The sequence below is a fragment of the Enterococcus crotali genome (assembly GCF_000633635.1).
Lineage (GTDB): Bacteria > Bacillota > Bacilli > Lactobacillales > Enterococcaceae > Enterococcus_L > Enterococcus_L crotali.
Window position 1 is genome coordinate 650,030 of record NZ_AYPQ01000002.1, and the last position, 16,050, is coordinate 666,079.

A 16,050-nucleotide genomic window follows, 5' to 3' on the forward strand; every position below is an offset into this window, starting at 1 on the left:
TATATTATACTCTTTTTTACGTCAAAAAACAAATTTATCCGTCTAATTTTGTTTCTAAGCAATTTTGAATGCAATCGACAAAAAATATTCTAACGATTAAAAAAGGCTTAAAATGCATTTTAAGAAGAAATTTGCATGTTGAGGCTCTTGAAATTTTTTTCAGTATTTTTCATTTTGACGGAAGAAAAAAACAAAATCTCTTATTTTTAGTAATTGACATATACAGTCTGACGATATACAATCAAATTGTATAGTTGAACTGTATAATTGAATACAACAAATAAAGGTGTGTATAAATGAATAACCGTAAAGTATTACCGCTAACAGAAACAACCTTTTATATTATGATTTCACTAATTGAACCCTCACATGGCTATGCATCATGCAAAAAGTTGAAGAATTAAGTAATGGTCGAGTACGCATAGCCGCTGGAACCATGTATGGAGCAACTGAGAATTTATTGAAGCAAAAGTTGATACGTGAAGTACCTGGTGAAGACAAACGTCGCCGCATCTATACTTTGACGGATACTGGAAAAGATGTTTTGAAATTAGAAGTGGCACGGTTGAAACAATTGGTATTGCTTGCTGATAATTTATTGTAGGAGGAGAAAATGAAAAAGTTAAGGATTTTCATCGATATCAAAAAAGAAGAAAAATATCTAAACAAAATGGCTGAAAAAGGTTGGCGTTTAAGTAACTACAGTTTATTTAGTGTTTATACGTTTGAACAGACGACGCCTAGCTCATTAAATTATAGGATCGATTATCAAACATTTAGAAAGAAAACGGACTACCTTGCTTACTTAACGTTATTTGAGGATAGCGGTTGGCAACATATTAGTGGTACTCGCTGGAGCGGTTTTCAATTTTTTGTGCCAACAAACGTTAAAAACCAAGCGTTTGATATATTTTCAGATGTTAGTTCAAGTAATGATCGTTATAAGCGATTGTATAATCATGCAATTATGTGGGGATTATTAATGCTTATCTACTTCTTTATGTTGCAACCTTCTTTTGAAAATATATCCTCATGGTACTTGACTTCAAGTCTTTGGGCGTACAGTGGTCTTCAATTGGTTGGAATGATTATTATGGAAACCTTCTTTTTGCTTATCCAGATTATGCCAATGATGTTTTTTCTATTTAGCACTATCTATTTTATAATTACGGGGACAAAAACAAAAAAACATATAAAAAAATATGAGACTGGATAAATCTTGTTCTCAGCTGTAATAATCATGAAAAAAAGTGTGTGTGAAAAACTGAAATCAGTTTTTCACACACACTTTTTTCTAAATTTTTTAATTTGTACGAACTGGTGTGATCAATTGAATAAAGTCTAAATCTGTTTCTGTCGGCTCTAACGTAAACGGACGAATCGCAGAAATAAATTTAACCGTAATACTCATATCTCCAAATGCACGTAAAGCATCTTTCATATAATCTGGGTTGAAAGAAATTTCCAGTGGATCACCGGTTACTTTTTCGTAGTTTAATGGCTCTTCGACTTTACCGATTTCTGGAGAGTTACCATATAGAGTAACTGAATCAGAAGCAATCGCTAAACGAACGATATTATTACGGCCTTCATGTGACAATAACGAAGCACGATCGATAGCCGATAATAATTCTGGTACATAAAAATCAATTTCTGTATTAAAACTTGTAGGAATCAAACGATTCGTATCAGGATAATTTCCTTCTAACAAACGAGAATAGAAATACATATTCTGTGTTTTGAACAATACTTGATTTTCCATGATACTGATTTCAACCATTTCTTCTTCGTTCGTGAATGAACGAGAAAGTTCAGTTAAACTTTTTCCAGGTATAACGATGTTAAAATCTTCAGCTGCTTGTTCGATCGGAATGATTCGTTGGCTTAAACGATGAGAATCTGTCGCAACAGCCAATAATTTTTGGTTTTCCAAAATGAAATGAACCCCGGTTAAAATTGGGCGACTTTCATGAAGAGAAACAGCGAATCCTGTTTCATTGATGATTTTTGTCAACAGATGAACAGGTAATTGAATTTGATTTTTGGCATCAATGACAGGAAGATGTGGATAATTATCTGCATCCAATCCATTAACTGTAAAATCGGCTTTCCCTGAAGTAATTGCTACTTGATTATTATCAAGTACTTCTAATGTAAACATATCTTCAGGTAATTTACGGATGATTTCTCCAAAGAAACGTGCTTGTAAAACGATGCTACCTGTTGATTCAATCGTCATTTGAGCTTTTTCATCATCTTTTGTTAGAAAGCTTTCAATAGAAATGTCGGCATTACTACCTGTTAATGTTAGTCCTTCATCATTTAGAACAATTTTAACACCTGTTAAAATAGGGATCGTTGTTTTTGAAGAGATAGCTCTTTGAACCGTTTGTAATTCTTGTAAGAAGATACTTCTTTTTACAGTTAATTTCATAATGATTGAACTCCTTTTTAATTGAATTTTAAACGCATGAATTTTGCGCAGACAGCTTTGTATTTATATATAAATAAATAATAAAAGTAGTAGGTCCTGTTAATTCTGTGGAAAAGTCTAGAAACGAAATGAAATAGGAGTTTTCCACCTGTGTATAACTTGTGGAAAACTTTTTATTTTTTTGCTTTTTTATCCACAGCTTACGAATTAAGCAAGTTTTTGATTTCCCCAACCTCTTTTTGAATCGTTGGATCTTTTTCCATTAATTGTTGGATTTTTTCATGAGCATGAATAACGGTTGTATGATCTTTTCCGCCGAATTCTGCTCCGATCTTTGGTAGAGAGTTTTCTGTCATCTCTCTAGAAAGATACATTGAAATTTGCCTAGGAACAACGATGGATTTTACACGTTTTTTGCCTTTTAAATCTTTTAATTGGATATGGTAATACTTTGCCACTTCTTCTTGGATTTGTAAAATAGATAGGTGATTTTGACTGCCAACGGATTTTAAAGACTTCAAGGCATCAGCGGCTAGACTAGTAGTAATATCTTCACCATTGATTGTCGCAAAAGCTTGCACGCGGACTAAAGCTCCTTCTAGTTCTCGAATATTAGAATCGATTTGGCCTGCGATATAACTAAGCGTATCGTCTGGAATCTCCAGTCGTTCGGCATCAGCTTTTTTCCGTAAAATGGCAATTCGTGTCTCTAAATCTGGTGGTGTGATGTCGACAGATAGACCCCAAGCAAAACGAGAAACCAAGCGTTCAGGAAGTTTTGGAATATCGTTAGGCGGTCGATCACTTGTTAGTACAATTTGTTTGTTTTCATTATACAAATCATTGAAGGTATGGAAAAATTCTTCTAACGTTGCTTCTTTTTCAGCCAAAAACTGAATATCATCAACCAACAGCAAATCAACATTTCGATATTCTTTTCTAAACTGTTCTGAATTTTTCGTTTGGATCGAATTGATGAATTCATTGGTGAATGTTTCACTACTGACGTATTTTACCTTTGCATCGGGGCGATTTTGCAGCATTTGATGACCAATAGCATGCATCAAATGGGTTTTCCCCAAACCAACACCACCATAAAAGAATAGTGGATTGTAAATAGAACCAGGATCTTCTGCTACAACTAACGCTGCAGCATGTGCCATTTGATTTCCTTTTCCGATAACGAATGTGTCAAAAGAATACTTTGGATTCAATAAAGCCTTTTTCCCATGTTCAGCAATTTTTTCTTGCGTGACAGGGGCTTTTTTTTCTTCCTGAACAGGCATTGTTTCTTTTTCACCAGTAACAACAAAATGAGGCATGACTTCAGCACCAGTCAATTTAAAGCCGGTTTCGACGATTTTTGCGGCTAAATTCTTTTCCCAATAGTCTTTATGAACAGCAGAAGGAACTTCTAACCATAATTGGTTATTTTCCAACTTTAGCGGTTGCGTTGTTTTTATCCAAGCATCAAAACTTGGCGCAGACAAAACAGATTGGTAAGTATCTTCTAGATCTTTCCAGAAACTTTCCATATCGGGCATATGGTGACCTCCTTAGTTTAAAAGCGGAACAAACCGCATAATTCTGACAGAAAAATAGGAAAAAATGAGAGTGGCATTTTTTGCCGTAATCAAATTTTGGTCTTTTTTCTGAGAAATAAGCTCGCACAACTAAATACAAATTTTTCTATATAAAAAAGCAGAGCAAATATAAATTGATAAGCAAATAGAATTTTAGCATTTTTTTCAAACTTTTTCCACAGGCAAATTGTTAATTGTGGAAAAAAATTCACAGAGGGTGATAAACTTATCCACAGAGAGGGAATAAACTGTGGATTTATCTTAACGATTTTATTTATCCACAGCATATTATGTAAAACAAAACCAGCTATTAATGGATTTTAAAGAAGTTATGCACAGTAAAAAAACAATATGTGCATAACTTTTTCACACCCTGTTTTTTTGTGCAAAAGTGTGAAGAAAATTAAAAATGAACTAGGAGGACTAAAAAAACTATCCACAAGTTATCCCTAAGTTTTTCTCATTTGTGGATAACTTATTTAGCGAGGTGGAAAAATTATTTCCTGAAAATTTATTGACAAATCTACCCAATACTAGTTATACTATCAAAGTATGTCTATGTATTGATGGATAGTTACAATTTCAGGAGGTGGAACAAGAGATGAAAAGAACGTATCAACCAAACAAACGCAAACGTCAAAAAGTTCACGGTTTCCGTAAACGCATGAGCACAAAAAATGGTCGCAACGTATTAGCGAGCAGACGTCGTAAAGGCAGAAAAGTTATTTCAGCATAATCTATGTTGACTTTAAATAACGAATCAAGTGTAAACTAAGAACCCTTTATTATCTTCACAAAGTATGTGTGGAAATAATAAAGGGTTCTTTTGTTGTGAATCACTACGACTGGCTTGCCCAGAGTAGATGATGAACAATACTTGGCGAACGTAGTGAGAGAAGTTACCATACTAGTGAATCACTCCACGTCGCTTCGATCTCATCAAACTCTAAGTGCTAAAGCACTAAGAATTGAAGGACTACGACTGGCTTGCCCAGAGTAGTTGATGAACAATACAAGGCGTGCGTAGTGAGAGAAGTTACCATACTAGTGAATCACTCCACATCGCTTCGATTGCATCAATTTCTAAGTACCAAAGTATTAAGAATTGAAGGACTAGTAAATCACCAAATACCTAACACTAAAAAAGTAGTAAGCTAAGAATGAAAAGCAAAATAATAATTTAGGGAAAGAAACATTCATGTCCTAAATTATGCCCATTTTATTTCAACATCACCAACCTCAAAAATCTCTCATGCCATAAAATAAAGTGAAAAAAAACCAAAAAAATGATAATATATGAAATTAGAGTCATTATCACTAAAATCTCCGGTTATTTTCCATGAAATTTGGAAAAAATAGTCTGAGATATGCTATTATTGTAGAGTGAGCAAAAAAGAAAGATAGAAAGAAACAAAGGGATGAAAATGAAGAAATCCTATAGAGTAAAAAAAGAGAAAGAATTTCAAGCAGTATTTGAACACAAGCAGTCTTGTGCGAATCGCAGATTTGTTGTCTATGTATTGGAAAAACCAGAACAAAAGCATTTTCGAGTTGGAATTTCCGTAGGGAAAAAAATTGGGAATGCAGTGGTTAGAAATGCCGTTAAGCGTAAGCTCCGTACGTCGATTTACCAATTAAAAGAGTTGATTGATCCAACATGTGATTTTATTATCATCGCAAGACCAGGTGTTGACAAGTTAACATCTGAAGAAATTCACACTAATGTGATGCATGTTTTAAAGCTTGCAAAAATTTTGAAATAAGAGAGGAACAGTTTTGTGAAGAAGTATAAACGCCTATTATTGATGGCAGGTCTAGTGACACTTGTTTTTGTGTTGTCTGCCTGTGGAACCGCCCCGATTAATGAGAACAGTACAGGAATTTGGGACCGCTACATTGTCTATTATTTTGCGGAAGCAATTAAATTCCTATCCATTTCAGCAAATACTGGTATTGGGATCATCTTATTTACATTAGTAATTAGAATTATTTTATTACCATTGATGCATTTCCAAACGAAAAGTATGCGCAAAACCCAAGAGTTACAACCAAAATTAAAAGCGCTGCAAAAACAATATTCATCAAAAGATCCGGAAACGCAACGTCTATTCCGTGAAGAACAGCAAAAATTATACGCTGAAAACAATGTAAATCCATATGCAGGTTGTTTACCGCTATTGATCCAAATGCCGATCATGATGGCTCTTTATCAATCTATTTCTCGTGTACCTGAATTGAAACAGGGAAGTTTTATGTGGCTTAACTTGGGTCAACCCGATCCATACCTGATTTTACCGATTTTAGCGGCAGTCTTTACATTTGCCAGCAGCTATTTGACTAGTATGAGTCAAATCGAATCAAATGCTTCATTAAAAATCATGAACTTCGTAATGCCAGTTATGATCTTTGTCATGGGGATGAGCTTAGCCAGCGGATTATCACTTTACTGGGTAGTTTCAAATGCTTTCCAAGTGGGTCAAACGTTATTGATCAACAATCCATTCAAAATCCGCAAAGAACGTGCAGAGGCTGAAAGACAAGTAAAAGAACGCGAACGTGCATTGAAGAAAGCAATGAATCCTAAGAAAAAAAATAAGAAAAAATAAAAGGAGGTTTTCCAGATGCCGGTTTATGAGGGAAACACAATTGAAGAAGCAACAACTAAAGGGTTGAGTGCACTGAATTTGTCAAAAGAAGAGGTAGAGATCAAGGTGATCGCAGACGCTAAAAAAGGTTTCTTGGGTTTTGGTAAGAAGCTAGCTCAAGTATCGATCGAACCTACTGTCAGCGAACAAATTGCAGAAGCAGTTACAGAGACAGTCGAAGATATCATTGTGACAGATGAGGAAGTCAAAGTAGAGACAGCTGTTGAAGAGTTGTTAGCTACTGAATCTAATTCTTCTGAACCAAAAGTCTTGGAAAACCTTGAAGATGAAGAAGCAATCACTGAGTTGGCCTTGTATTTAACAACCATTTCAAAAGAACTAAATGCACCTGCTCTAGTCCGTTTGGAACGTAAAGATGGCTTGTTGGTTTTCCATCTAGATACGGATAAACAAGGAATTTTGATTGGAAAGCACGGTAAAGTTTTAAATGCGATGCAGTATTTAGCACAAGTATTTGTTCATCGTGTTGCAGAAAATAAATTATCAGTGGTAGTAAATGTTGGGGATTATCGTGAAAAACGTCAAGCAATCTTACAACGTTTAGCAGAAAGAACAGCAGAAAAAGTGAAGCAAACTGGTCGTCCAGTTTTTCTAGAACCAATGCCTGCATTTGAAAGAAAACAAATCCACTTTACCTTGAGTAAAGATGATCACATCAAAACACACTCAGAAGGCGATGAACCTTACCGCTATCTAGTTGTTGAACCAGTAAAAAAATATTAATGAACGTAAAAATGTCCCTTTAAAAAGTTATTTTTTTAAAGGGACATTTATTGTTTAAATCAATTCATTCATGTGAAAAAACAGATTGACAAATGCTGTTAAACAAAGTATATTTTAAGACGAAATCATTCTTATCAACGTACAAAATACGGTGATAAAGTAGTTGAAGCATTCGTGCTTCTTCCAGCCTGGTTCTTTTAGAATCAGGTTTTTTATTTTGTCTCTAGCTAAGGAGTATGACAAAAGTCACATGAGATGATGACAAAATAATCTAACAAAAGTGCTGAGTATCCTGCATAATAAGTTTATCAACTATTAAGGAGAAAACATTATGAATGATCAAGCAAATAGAATCGAAGCATTAGAATTGGAAAATGAAACTTACGTTTAAAATTAGTAGCAACCAAAGAAGAGAATAAAGGGGCTTGGGCAAGTTGGATTTGGGTACTTGTTCCTGTTGTAGGAATGATAGTAGGCGCATTTCATACGATAGTTTAGTCAAAAAAAAGAGGCCGAGACAAACACCCATGAGGGCTATCGCCCTCACCAAACAGAATGAAAACGAAAGTGATCGACCTACAGGCTTTTTCCTGTCATACTTAGAGATGACAGGAGTGGCTTGTAGGTCGATCACTTATTGAGGTTCTTCTCCAAGTGACCTTGAGGGACAAACTAGATCATTCTACTTATTTGCACCAATCATTAGGTCTTAGAACCTGCGTATAAAAATAAATTGTTTCTATAAGTAGAATAGCCCCTTCTGTACTTTTTTTCAAGGAGGAATGTTGAAAATGGAAGATGTACTTCGGTCTTGTTGTGCTGGATTAGACATCCATCAAAAAGTGATTGTTGCTTGTATTATTCGTTCTACCGAAGGGAAAAAACGGCCAGAAAAATTCTTTGGTAGTTTTGACACGACAACTCGTGGTCTTTTTGACTTGTCTGATTGGTTGACTTCTTACGAAGTCACACACATAAGCATGGAAAGCACGGGCGTTTATTGGAAATGCGTCTGGCGAATTTTACAGAATCACTTTGAGCTGCAGTTAGCGAACCCTCGTCATATCAAAAATATTCCAGGGAAAAAAACGGATATGAAAGATGCAGAGTGGATTGCGCGACTCACTCGATTAGGCGTCGTCCCTACAAGTTTTGTTCCACCAGAACCCATTCAGGAACTGAGAGATTTAACTCGCTACCGCAAACATTTAGTGGAAGATTTGAATCGAGAAAAAAATCGCGGGCACATGGTGTTACAGAATGCTGGAATCAAATTAGCTTCAGTAATTAAAGATATCTATGGAAAATCTGGTAGAGGGTTACTTTATGCTTTAATTAAAAATGAACAAATCACAGAAACACTCATCCTCAAATGTGTGTATACAACATTACGCAGAAAAGTTCCTCAATTGCTCGAATCTTTAGAAGGATTTATGACGCCTCATTATCGTAAAATGTTATCTCTTCATCTCACTCAGATTGAGTGCTTAGAAAAACAATTAGTAGAAGTCGAAGAAACCATAAATGACTCTCTCGTTCCTTATGAAGAATACGTAGAACGTTTAGAGGAAATTCCGGGAATCAATCGAAGAACCGCGGCAGTTGTACTCGCAGAAGTAGGAATAGATATGTCTGTTTTCCCCTCAGCTGGACATCTTGCATCATGGGCAGGAGTGAGTCCAGGAAATAATCAAAGTGCTGGAAAGACACGAAGTAAACGTGTAGGAAAAGGAAATTCCTATCTAAAAAAAGTTTTAGCACAAGGGGCACTGGCGGTTTCCCAAGGAAACCTAATCGAATTCAAGCATTTTTCTTTCGGGTAAGAAGAAATGCTGGACACAAAAAATCGGTTGTTGCGACCGTTCATTTATTCTTACGTATTATTTATCGGATGTTTTCCGATCAGTCCCGCTATAATGAACTTGGAGAAAGTTATTTACAAAAATAGAAAGAACAGTTTAAGATGTAACTGCTAAACTGTTCTAGACCAATTAGAGCTAACTACGCATTAAGTAGGAGGTAGCCTTTTTTTGTTTTTTTAGGGTTTAGTTTTCGTATAAAAAGTGTTTAGCTCCGAGAAATAAGCTGGAATTTACGAAAATTGCTCTTCAAATTTTTGTGAATTCCAGCTTATTTCCGAAGGAGCTGCTTTTTTCTCGCCGTTTATTCGGTTTTAGAGTGCACACCAAAACTGATTTTTAGTTTTGTCCCACATTCTTTTTTTGACTTAGCCTATATTCGTTTGAGTAAATTGAACTACAGTTCCATAAGCAAAAATTTCTACGACCCATTTCCCTTGATACTCCACATACTTTTCTTCAAAGTGACAATTGATCACAGCATCGGCTTCATATTCAAACGCAATGACTTTCAACTGACGATAAACACCACTGAAAATATCATTTGGATTGACATCTGGTGAAAATAAGTCTGTCTCGATTCGATCTGTTGCAAAAACAATATCCCGAACGATATATTTTTTACTGACATTCCCTGTAGATAATGTGATTCCACTTAAACGATTTTCTAATTCTTGTTCACTGAATTCATCTTTTTTTGTTCGTTTCATCATAGGAACCTCCTTGCCTTATATAAGGTTATTTTAAAGATAAAACAGAAGAAATGCAAAGTTAACGAATGATTTTAATAAATAAACAATCTTGCGAAAAATATGAAAATATGCTATCCTATGTCAAGAAATTAATAGGAATTGATGCAGTGAAAGTGCTAGATCCAACCTGAAAAAATAGGGGTGGAGTGGGCGCTTTTTTGTAGCCAAAAATTGAATTATACATAGTTAAAAAAAGAAGAGTTGTTCAGCTTTGTAGTACTTACTACGCAAAAGACAACTCAATCTATGAACGAAAGGAAGTCAATCATGCAACAAATAACACTAGAATTTGATACGATCGCCGCAATTTCAACCCCACCTGGCGAAGGAGCAATCAGTATTGTCCGTTTAAGCGGTGATGAAGCAATTACTATTGCAGATAGAGTCTATCGCTCTGGTAGTAAGCAATTACTGGACGTTCCCACGCACACCATTCACTATGGTCATATCCTTGATCCTAAAGACGAGAGTTTATTAGATGAAGTGATGGTTTCTGTCATGCGGGCACCGAAAACATTTACTAGAGAAGATGTCGTTGAAATCAACTGCCACGGCGGAATCGTAGTCGTTAATCAGTTGTTACAGTTATTATTAAGAGAAGGCGCACGCTTAGCTGAGCCTGGTGAATTCACCAAAAGAGCCTTTTTAAATGGTCGAATGGACTTATCTCAAGCAGAAGCTGTGATGGATTTGATTCGAGCAAAAACAGATCGAGCGATGTATGTTGCTTTGGATCAATTAGATGGGAATCTATCCTCTTTGATTCGCTCATTAAGACAAGAAATTTTAGAAACATTAGCGCAGGTCGAAGTAAATATCGATTATCCTGAATACGATGATGTAGAAGAATTAACGACAAAGCTATTGCTTGAAAAAGCTGGATTTGTCAAAGCTCAGATCGAAGGATTATTGACAACAGCGAAGCAAGGAAAAATCTTGCGTGAAGGCTTGAGTACAGCGATCATTGGTCGTCCAAACGTTGGGAAATCAAGTTTATTGAACCACTTATTACGTGAAGAAAAAGCGATCGTAACAGATATCGCAGGAACTACAAGAGATGTCATCGAAGAATATGTCAACGTTCGTGGTGTGCCATTGAAATTGATCGATACAGCTGGTATCAGAGAAACAGAAGATATCGTGGAACGGATCGGTGTTGAACGTAGCCGCAAAGCATTAGCTGAATCCGATTTGATTTTACTCGTTTTGAATCAAAATGAGCCGCTCACAGAAGAAGATCGTCAATTATTAATAGCGACAGACGGATTAAAACGAGTGATCCTACTAAATAAAATGGATTTGCCGTCTCAATTAGATCGAGAAGAATTAACACAGCTCGTTAATGATGAAGAAATATTACCCGTATCGGTTTTATCCAATACAGGAATGGAGCAACTAGAATTAAAAATCGCAGACTTATTTTTCGGTGGTCAAACAGGGGAAAAAGATGCAACTTACGTATCCAATACCCGTCATATCGCTTTACTAGATCAGGCAGCGATAGCGCTAGATGAAGTGATTCGAGGAATCGAAGCCGGAATGCCAGTCGATCTCGTTCAAATGGATATGACACGCTGCTGGGACTTTTTAGGTGAAATCGTCGGTGACAGTGTCCAAGATGAACTGATCACCCAATTATTCAGTCAATTTTGTTTAGGAAAATAGAAAGGAAGAGTCGATGAATCAATTTAAAGCAGAATCTTATGATGTAATCGTAGTTGGAGCAGGACATGCGGGCTCAGAAGCAGCCTTAGCCTCTGCTCGGATGGGCAGCAAAACCTTACTTTTAACAATCAATTTAGATATGGTGGCCTTTATGCCATGCAACCCCTCTGTAGGAGGTCCAGCCAAAGGAGTCGTGGTGCGAGAAATCGATGCCTTAGGCGGCGAAATGGGTCATAATATAGACAAAACATACATCCAAATGCGGATGCTAAACACAGGAAAAGGTCCGGCCGTTCGCGCCTTGCGCGCCCAAGCGGACAAGCACGCTTATGCTACTGAAATGAAGCACACGATCGAACGCACAGACAACTTATCATTACGCCAAGGAATCGTTGAGCGCTTGATCGTGGAAGATGGTATTTGCAAAGGAGTTGTCACAACAACAGGTGCACAATACCAAAGTAAAGCGGTGATCATTACAGCTGGAACAGCACTTCGCGGTGAAATCATCATCGGGGAACTAAAATATTCTTCAGGCCCCAATAATTCATTGCCATCGATTGGTTTAGCTGATCACTTGAAAGAATTAGGCTTAGAAATGGATCGTTTCAAAACTGGGACACCTCCTCGTGTAAAGGCTAGCACGATCGATTATTCTGTCACAGAAGAACAACCTGGCGATGAACAACCAAATCATTTTAGTTTCAGTACGCCAGATAGTGCTTATAATTTGGATCAACGTTCTTGTTGGTTGACGTATACGAATGAAGGAACCCATGAAATCATTCAAGACAATCTACACCGCGCACCAATGTTTACAGGAATCGTAGAAGGTGTAGGCGCACGTTACTGCCCTTCGATCGAAGATAAAATCGTTCGTTTTTCTGACAAACCTCGTCATCAATTATTTTTAGAGCCAGAAGGATTGAATACAGAAGAGGTTTACGTTCAAGGACTTTCCACTTCCTTACCAGAAGATGTTCAAACAGATATTCTACATTCAATTGAAGGATTGGAAAAAGCTGAAATGATGCGTACAGGTTATGCGATCGAATATGATGTTGTTGTGCCGCACCAATTGCGTCCAACACTTGAAACGAAAGTGATCGATGGCTTATTTACAGCGGGTCAAACCAACGGTACCAGTGGCTATGAAGAAGCAGCAGGGCAAGGATTGATTGCTGGAATCAACGCTGCACTTAAAGTACAAGGGAAAGAACCGTTTGTCATGAAACGCAGTGATGGCTATATCGGTGTGATGATCGATGACTTAGTAACCAAAGGAACAAATGAACCTTATCGTTTGCTAACGTCAAGAGCGGAATATCGTTTGATTTTACGTCATGATAATGCAGATTTACGTTTAACAGAGCAAGGATATGAGATTGGTTTAGTCAAAGAGGACCAATATACAGCGTATCTTGAAAAGAAAAAAGCAGTCGAAGCAGAGATTGCACGATTGAACTCAGTCAGAGTGAAGCCTACAGCGGACGTACAAGCGTTTTTAGAGGCGAAAGGTTCTGTTCCGTTGAAAGATGGGGTCTTAGCTGGAGACTTCTTAAAACGCCCAGAAATGAGCTATCATGAAGTGACACAATTTATCCCAGCTTCTGAAGTAGAACTGGATGATAAAGTCATTGAGCAAGTTGAAATTCAACTGAAATATGAAGGGTATATCAAAAAAGCGTTAGAAAAAGTTGATAAACTAAAACGTATGGAAGCCAAACGAATTCCAGAAAATATTGATTATGCTGCAATCAACGGGTTGGCAACAGAAGCCAAACAAAAATTGCAAAAAATCCAACCAGAAACGATTGCACAAGCAAGCCGAATCAGTGGGGTGAATCCAGCTGATGTATCGATTTTGATGGTGTATATCGAGCAAGGAAAGATAGCGAAAGTACAACCATAAAATAGTGATGCAACAAGATTACAAACTGTTCTATGAATCAAAAAAGCTATGGATTCAGAAAAAATTTTAAACAATTCATTATCAGTATAAGAATTATATAAATACTAATCATTATTTGCTAATACAAAAACCACATTCCCATGAAATGTTGATCTCGAATACCGAGTGTCAAATTTCATGAGGATGTGGTTTTTTATTCTTGAAGTTAAAATAGCTATCTAAAAACTACCAGTAACCAAAAACAGTCAATCATGCTTTTATGATACACAAGATGGAGCTACCTACGTAGTACTAATATTATAGCGAATCTTCTTCAAAGAATCGGCATTTTGATCAAAATTATGATACATAATATTGGTGTATAGGATATCCATGACGGTTAAATAACTAATCCGAGAAGCTAATGATTCAGCACGAAATAGTCCTTCTTCCGTTACAACGATAATGGCTTCGTCCGATAATCCTGCTAATTCTGAACCGCTGTTACCGGTCAAAGTGATCAGCTTTGCTTCGGTATTTTTTACCTGACGAGCTAGATTAATCGATTCTTTTGTTTTGCCAGAGTGAGAAAAAATAAACACACAATCTTCGCTGGTCAGTTTAGTGACAAAGCTTAGCTGCATATGATAGTCAAAAACATAATTACACCGATATTTGGTGCGAATAAACTTATGAAAACTGTCAAAAGCAACAATCGAAGAGCCACCTTGTCCAAAAAAATGTAAGGTTTTTGCAGAATACATTAGTGTCAAAACATTATCCAATAACTCTTTCGTTAAAAATTGTGTGGCATTACTTAAGGAATAAATATTGGCTTGTAAGACCTTTTTGGCAATATCGATACTGTTATCATCTGGTAAAATATCATCTGCACCGTTGACGGAATTGATGTTCTGAAAGGTCGGTTGATAATTGGAATTTCGGGCAATATCAATCTTAAATTCCTGAAAACCAGAATAGCCAATTTTTTTAACGAATTGATAAACTGAAGATTGAGAAACACCGATTTCATTCGCTAGATTTTCTAATGTCATTTGAGCCAATAGTGCTTCTGATTGAACAAGATAATCTGAAATTTTTTCTTCTGTAATACTTAAACTTGGTCGTTTTATTCGAATTCGCTGGTCAAGGTAATGATTTTTCATAAGGAAGTTCCTCCAATCTTTCAACCTTTTTTACAAAATGAATGCCTTTTTATTATTAGTATAGACTTATTATAGAGAAAAAAAATTAGAATTACAATTTCTCCTATCGGTCTGAAAAAATAAAACCTTAAAAAAGGGTCAAAAAAAATAAACAATCTTTTTTCTGAAAAGTTTATAAAGCCTTGAAAAAATCTTGAAGAGAGAAAATGAAAATAGGTCAGAATGTTCGAGCTAATCATCATTGTTTCCTTTCTTTTACATGAAAACAGAAAAAAAACTAGGACTATTTTTCCCCTGTTATGAGTGGATTTTCCTTAGGTAATAAAAAATATTTTTATTTAATGTATTCATTTACATTTTTTTTTTTATCTATTATGATGGGTGTATCAAAAAGGCAGGTGAGGAAAAAATGATTATTGGATTTATTGGTCTTGGGAAGATGGGGTTGAACATGGCATTGAATGTTCAAGCGCAAGGTTGGGAAATAATTGGCTACGATGTAAACAACGAGGCAAGAGAAACAGCTAAGCAAAAAGGTCTTTCGGTAGTGGATTCTTTAGATAATTTATTGAAAGCGCTTAATAAAAAGAAGGTGATAATTTTAAGCACGCCAGCGGGCACGATCACTAATCGATTGGTAGCAGAACTTACAGAAGTCATGAAGTCAGAAGACATCATCGTAGATAGCGGTAATTCAAATTTTCATGATAGTGTATCGAATGCAGAAAAAGCCAAAGTAAAAGGCATTTATTTCATTGATTGCGGTACTTCTGGTGGTTTAAAAGGGGCTCGTGATGGAGCTTGTTTAATGGTTGGTGGCGAAAAAGAAGCGGTGTCTGTGTTGGAACCCTTTTTTAAAGATTTAGCTTGTGAGAATGGCTATCTTTATGCAGGAACATCAGGAGCAGGGCACTATTTAAAAATGGTTCACAATGGCATCGAATACGCGATGATGCAGGCGATGGGGGAAGGGTTTAACTTGTTAGAAGCTTCGGATTATTCATTTGCACTGGATGAGGTGGCAAGTGTTTGGAACCATGGCTCAATTATCGAAGCACGTTTAATGGGGTTAGCAGCTGATATCTTTTCAGAAGATCCCGCATTAGCCAGCTTAGAAGGAAAAGTTGCTTCAAATGGGGAAGCGAAATGGATGATCGAAGAAGCACTACGATTAGAAATACCCGTTCCAACAACGGCATTGTCGTTATTTGCTCGTAATGAAAGCATGTTAACGAATCATTTTTCTAACAAGGTAGTTGCCTCTTTGCGTCAAGGCTTTGGTGGTCACGCAGTTGTAAAAAGTCAGTAAAG

General features: G+C 36.4%; 12 protein-coding genes and 2 pseudogenes. 10 read left to right on the forward strand and 4 right to left on the reverse strand.

All coding sequences use genetic code 11. The features are described from left to right. Positions 1-296 precede the first annotated feature (296 nt). Together V192_RS19675 and V192_RS0107860 are read left to right on the forward strand one after the other, a co-directional pair. Positions 297-604: pseudogene (locus V192_RS19675) on the forward strand (PadR family transcriptional regulator). A 9-nt stretch (positions 605-613) separates the two neighbouring features. After that, on the forward strand, positions 614-1,216 hold the full coding sequence (locus tag V192_RS0107860; RefSeq protein ID WP_025870587.1) for a DUF2812 domain-containing protein: 603 nt from the start codon (positions 614-616) through the stop codon (positions 1,214-1,216). An 87-nt stretch (positions 1,217-1,303) separates the two neighbouring features. Here V192_RS0107860 and dnaN read toward each other — a convergent pair whose 3' ends face one another. Both dnaN and dnaA read right to left on the reverse strand, forming a co-directional pair. After that, entirely contained in the window at positions 1,304-2,434 is a 1,131-nt protein-coding gene (gene dnaN / locus V192_RS0107865) for a DNA polymerase III subunit beta (protein WP_025870588.1), read from the reverse strand. 200 nt (positions 2,435-2,634) lie between these two features. Further along, positions 2,635-3,978 carry a chromosomal replication initiator protein DnaA gene (gene dnaA, locus V192_RS0107870; RefSeq protein ID WP_025870589.1) on the reverse strand — a complete coding sequence of 448 codons (1,344 nt, stop codon included), beginning with the start codon at positions 3,976-3,978 and terminating at the stop codon, positions 2,635-2,637. 640 nt (positions 3,979-4,618) lie between these two features. On the opposite strand from dnaA, the gene rpmH reads away from it, so the two are divergent. From rpmH to V192_RS19680, 5 genes and pseudogenes are all read left to right on the forward strand, one after another. Then, positions 4,619-4,753 carry a 50S ribosomal protein L34 gene (gene rpmH / locus V192_RS0107875; RefSeq protein WP_010762140.1) on the forward strand — a complete coding sequence of 45 codons (135 nt, stop codon included), beginning with the start codon at positions 4,619-4,621 and terminating at the stop codon, positions 4,751-4,753. Positions 4,754-5,441: 688 nt separating this feature from the next. Then, positions 5,442-5,780: a ribonuclease P protein component gene (gene rnpA / locus V192_RS0107880; RefSeq protein ID WP_035011123.1), complete on the forward strand. Its 339-nt coding sequence runs from the start codon at positions 5,442-5,444 to the stop codon at positions 5,778-5,780. A 15-nt stretch (positions 5,781-5,795) separates the two neighbouring features. Continuing rightward, positions 5,796-6,623: a YidC/Oxa1 family membrane protein insertase gene (locus V192_RS0107885; RefSeq protein WP_025870592.1), complete on the forward strand. Its 828-nt coding sequence runs from the start codon at positions 5,796-5,798 to the stop codon at positions 6,621-6,623. A gap of 15 nt (positions 6,624-6,638) precedes the next feature. Then, positions 6,639-7,406: an RNA-binding cell elongation regulator Jag/EloR gene (gene jag, locus V192_RS0107890; RefSeq protein WP_025870593.1), complete on the forward strand. Its 768-nt coding sequence runs from the start codon at positions 6,639-6,641 to the stop codon at positions 7,404-7,406. A gap of 791 nt (positions 7,407-8,197) precedes the next feature. Continuing rightward, positions 8,198-9,382: pseudogene (locus tag V192_RS19680) on the forward strand (IS110 family RNA-guided transposase). Between the two features lie 251 nt (positions 9,383-9,633). Here the strand turns inward: V192_RS19680 and V192_RS0107900 are convergent. Beyond that, positions 9,634-9,975, reverse strand: coding sequence for a hypothetical protein (locus V192_RS0107900; protein WP_025870595.1), 342 nt, complete (start codon positions 9,973-9,975; stop codon positions 9,634-9,636). Between the two features lie 309 nt (positions 9,976-10,284). Between V192_RS0107900 and mnmE the strand changes: the two genes are divergently transcribed. Further along, positions 10,285-11,682 (forward strand): tRNA uridine-5-carboxymethylaminomethyl(34) synthesis GTPase MnmE, encoded by a 1,398-nt coding sequence (gene mnmE, locus V192_RS0107905; RefSeq protein ID WP_025870599.1) that lies wholly within the window; start codon positions 10,285-10,287, stop codon positions 11,680-11,682. A gap of 13 nt (positions 11,683-11,695) precedes the next feature. Next, positions 11,696-13,594, forward strand: a complete 1,899-nt coding sequence (gene mnmG / locus V192_RS0107910) for a tRNA uridine-5-carboxymethylaminomethyl(34) synthesis enzyme MnmG (RefSeq protein ID WP_025870600.1) — start codon at positions 11,696-11,698, stop codon at positions 13,592-13,594. 281 nt (positions 13,595-13,875) lie between these two features. On the opposite strand, the gene V192_RS0107915 is transcribed toward mnmG, so the two are convergent. Beyond that, positions 13,876-14,739 (reverse strand): MurR/RpiR family transcriptional regulator, encoded by an 864-nt coding sequence (locus tag V192_RS0107915; protein WP_025870602.1) that lies wholly within the window; start codon positions 14,737-14,739, stop codon positions 13,876-13,878. Between the two features lie 409 nt (positions 14,740-15,148). Here V192_RS0107915 and gnd point away from each other — a divergent pair, with 409 nt between their 5' ends. Then, positions 15,149-16,048 carry a phosphogluconate dehydrogenase (NAD(+)-dependent, decarboxylating) gene (gene gnd, locus V192_RS0107920; RefSeq protein ID WP_025870604.1) on the forward strand — a complete coding sequence of 300 codons (900 nt, stop codon included), beginning with the start codon at positions 15,149-15,151 and terminating at the stop codon, positions 16,046-16,048. The last annotated feature ends 2 nt before the right edge of the window (positions 16,049-16,050 follow it).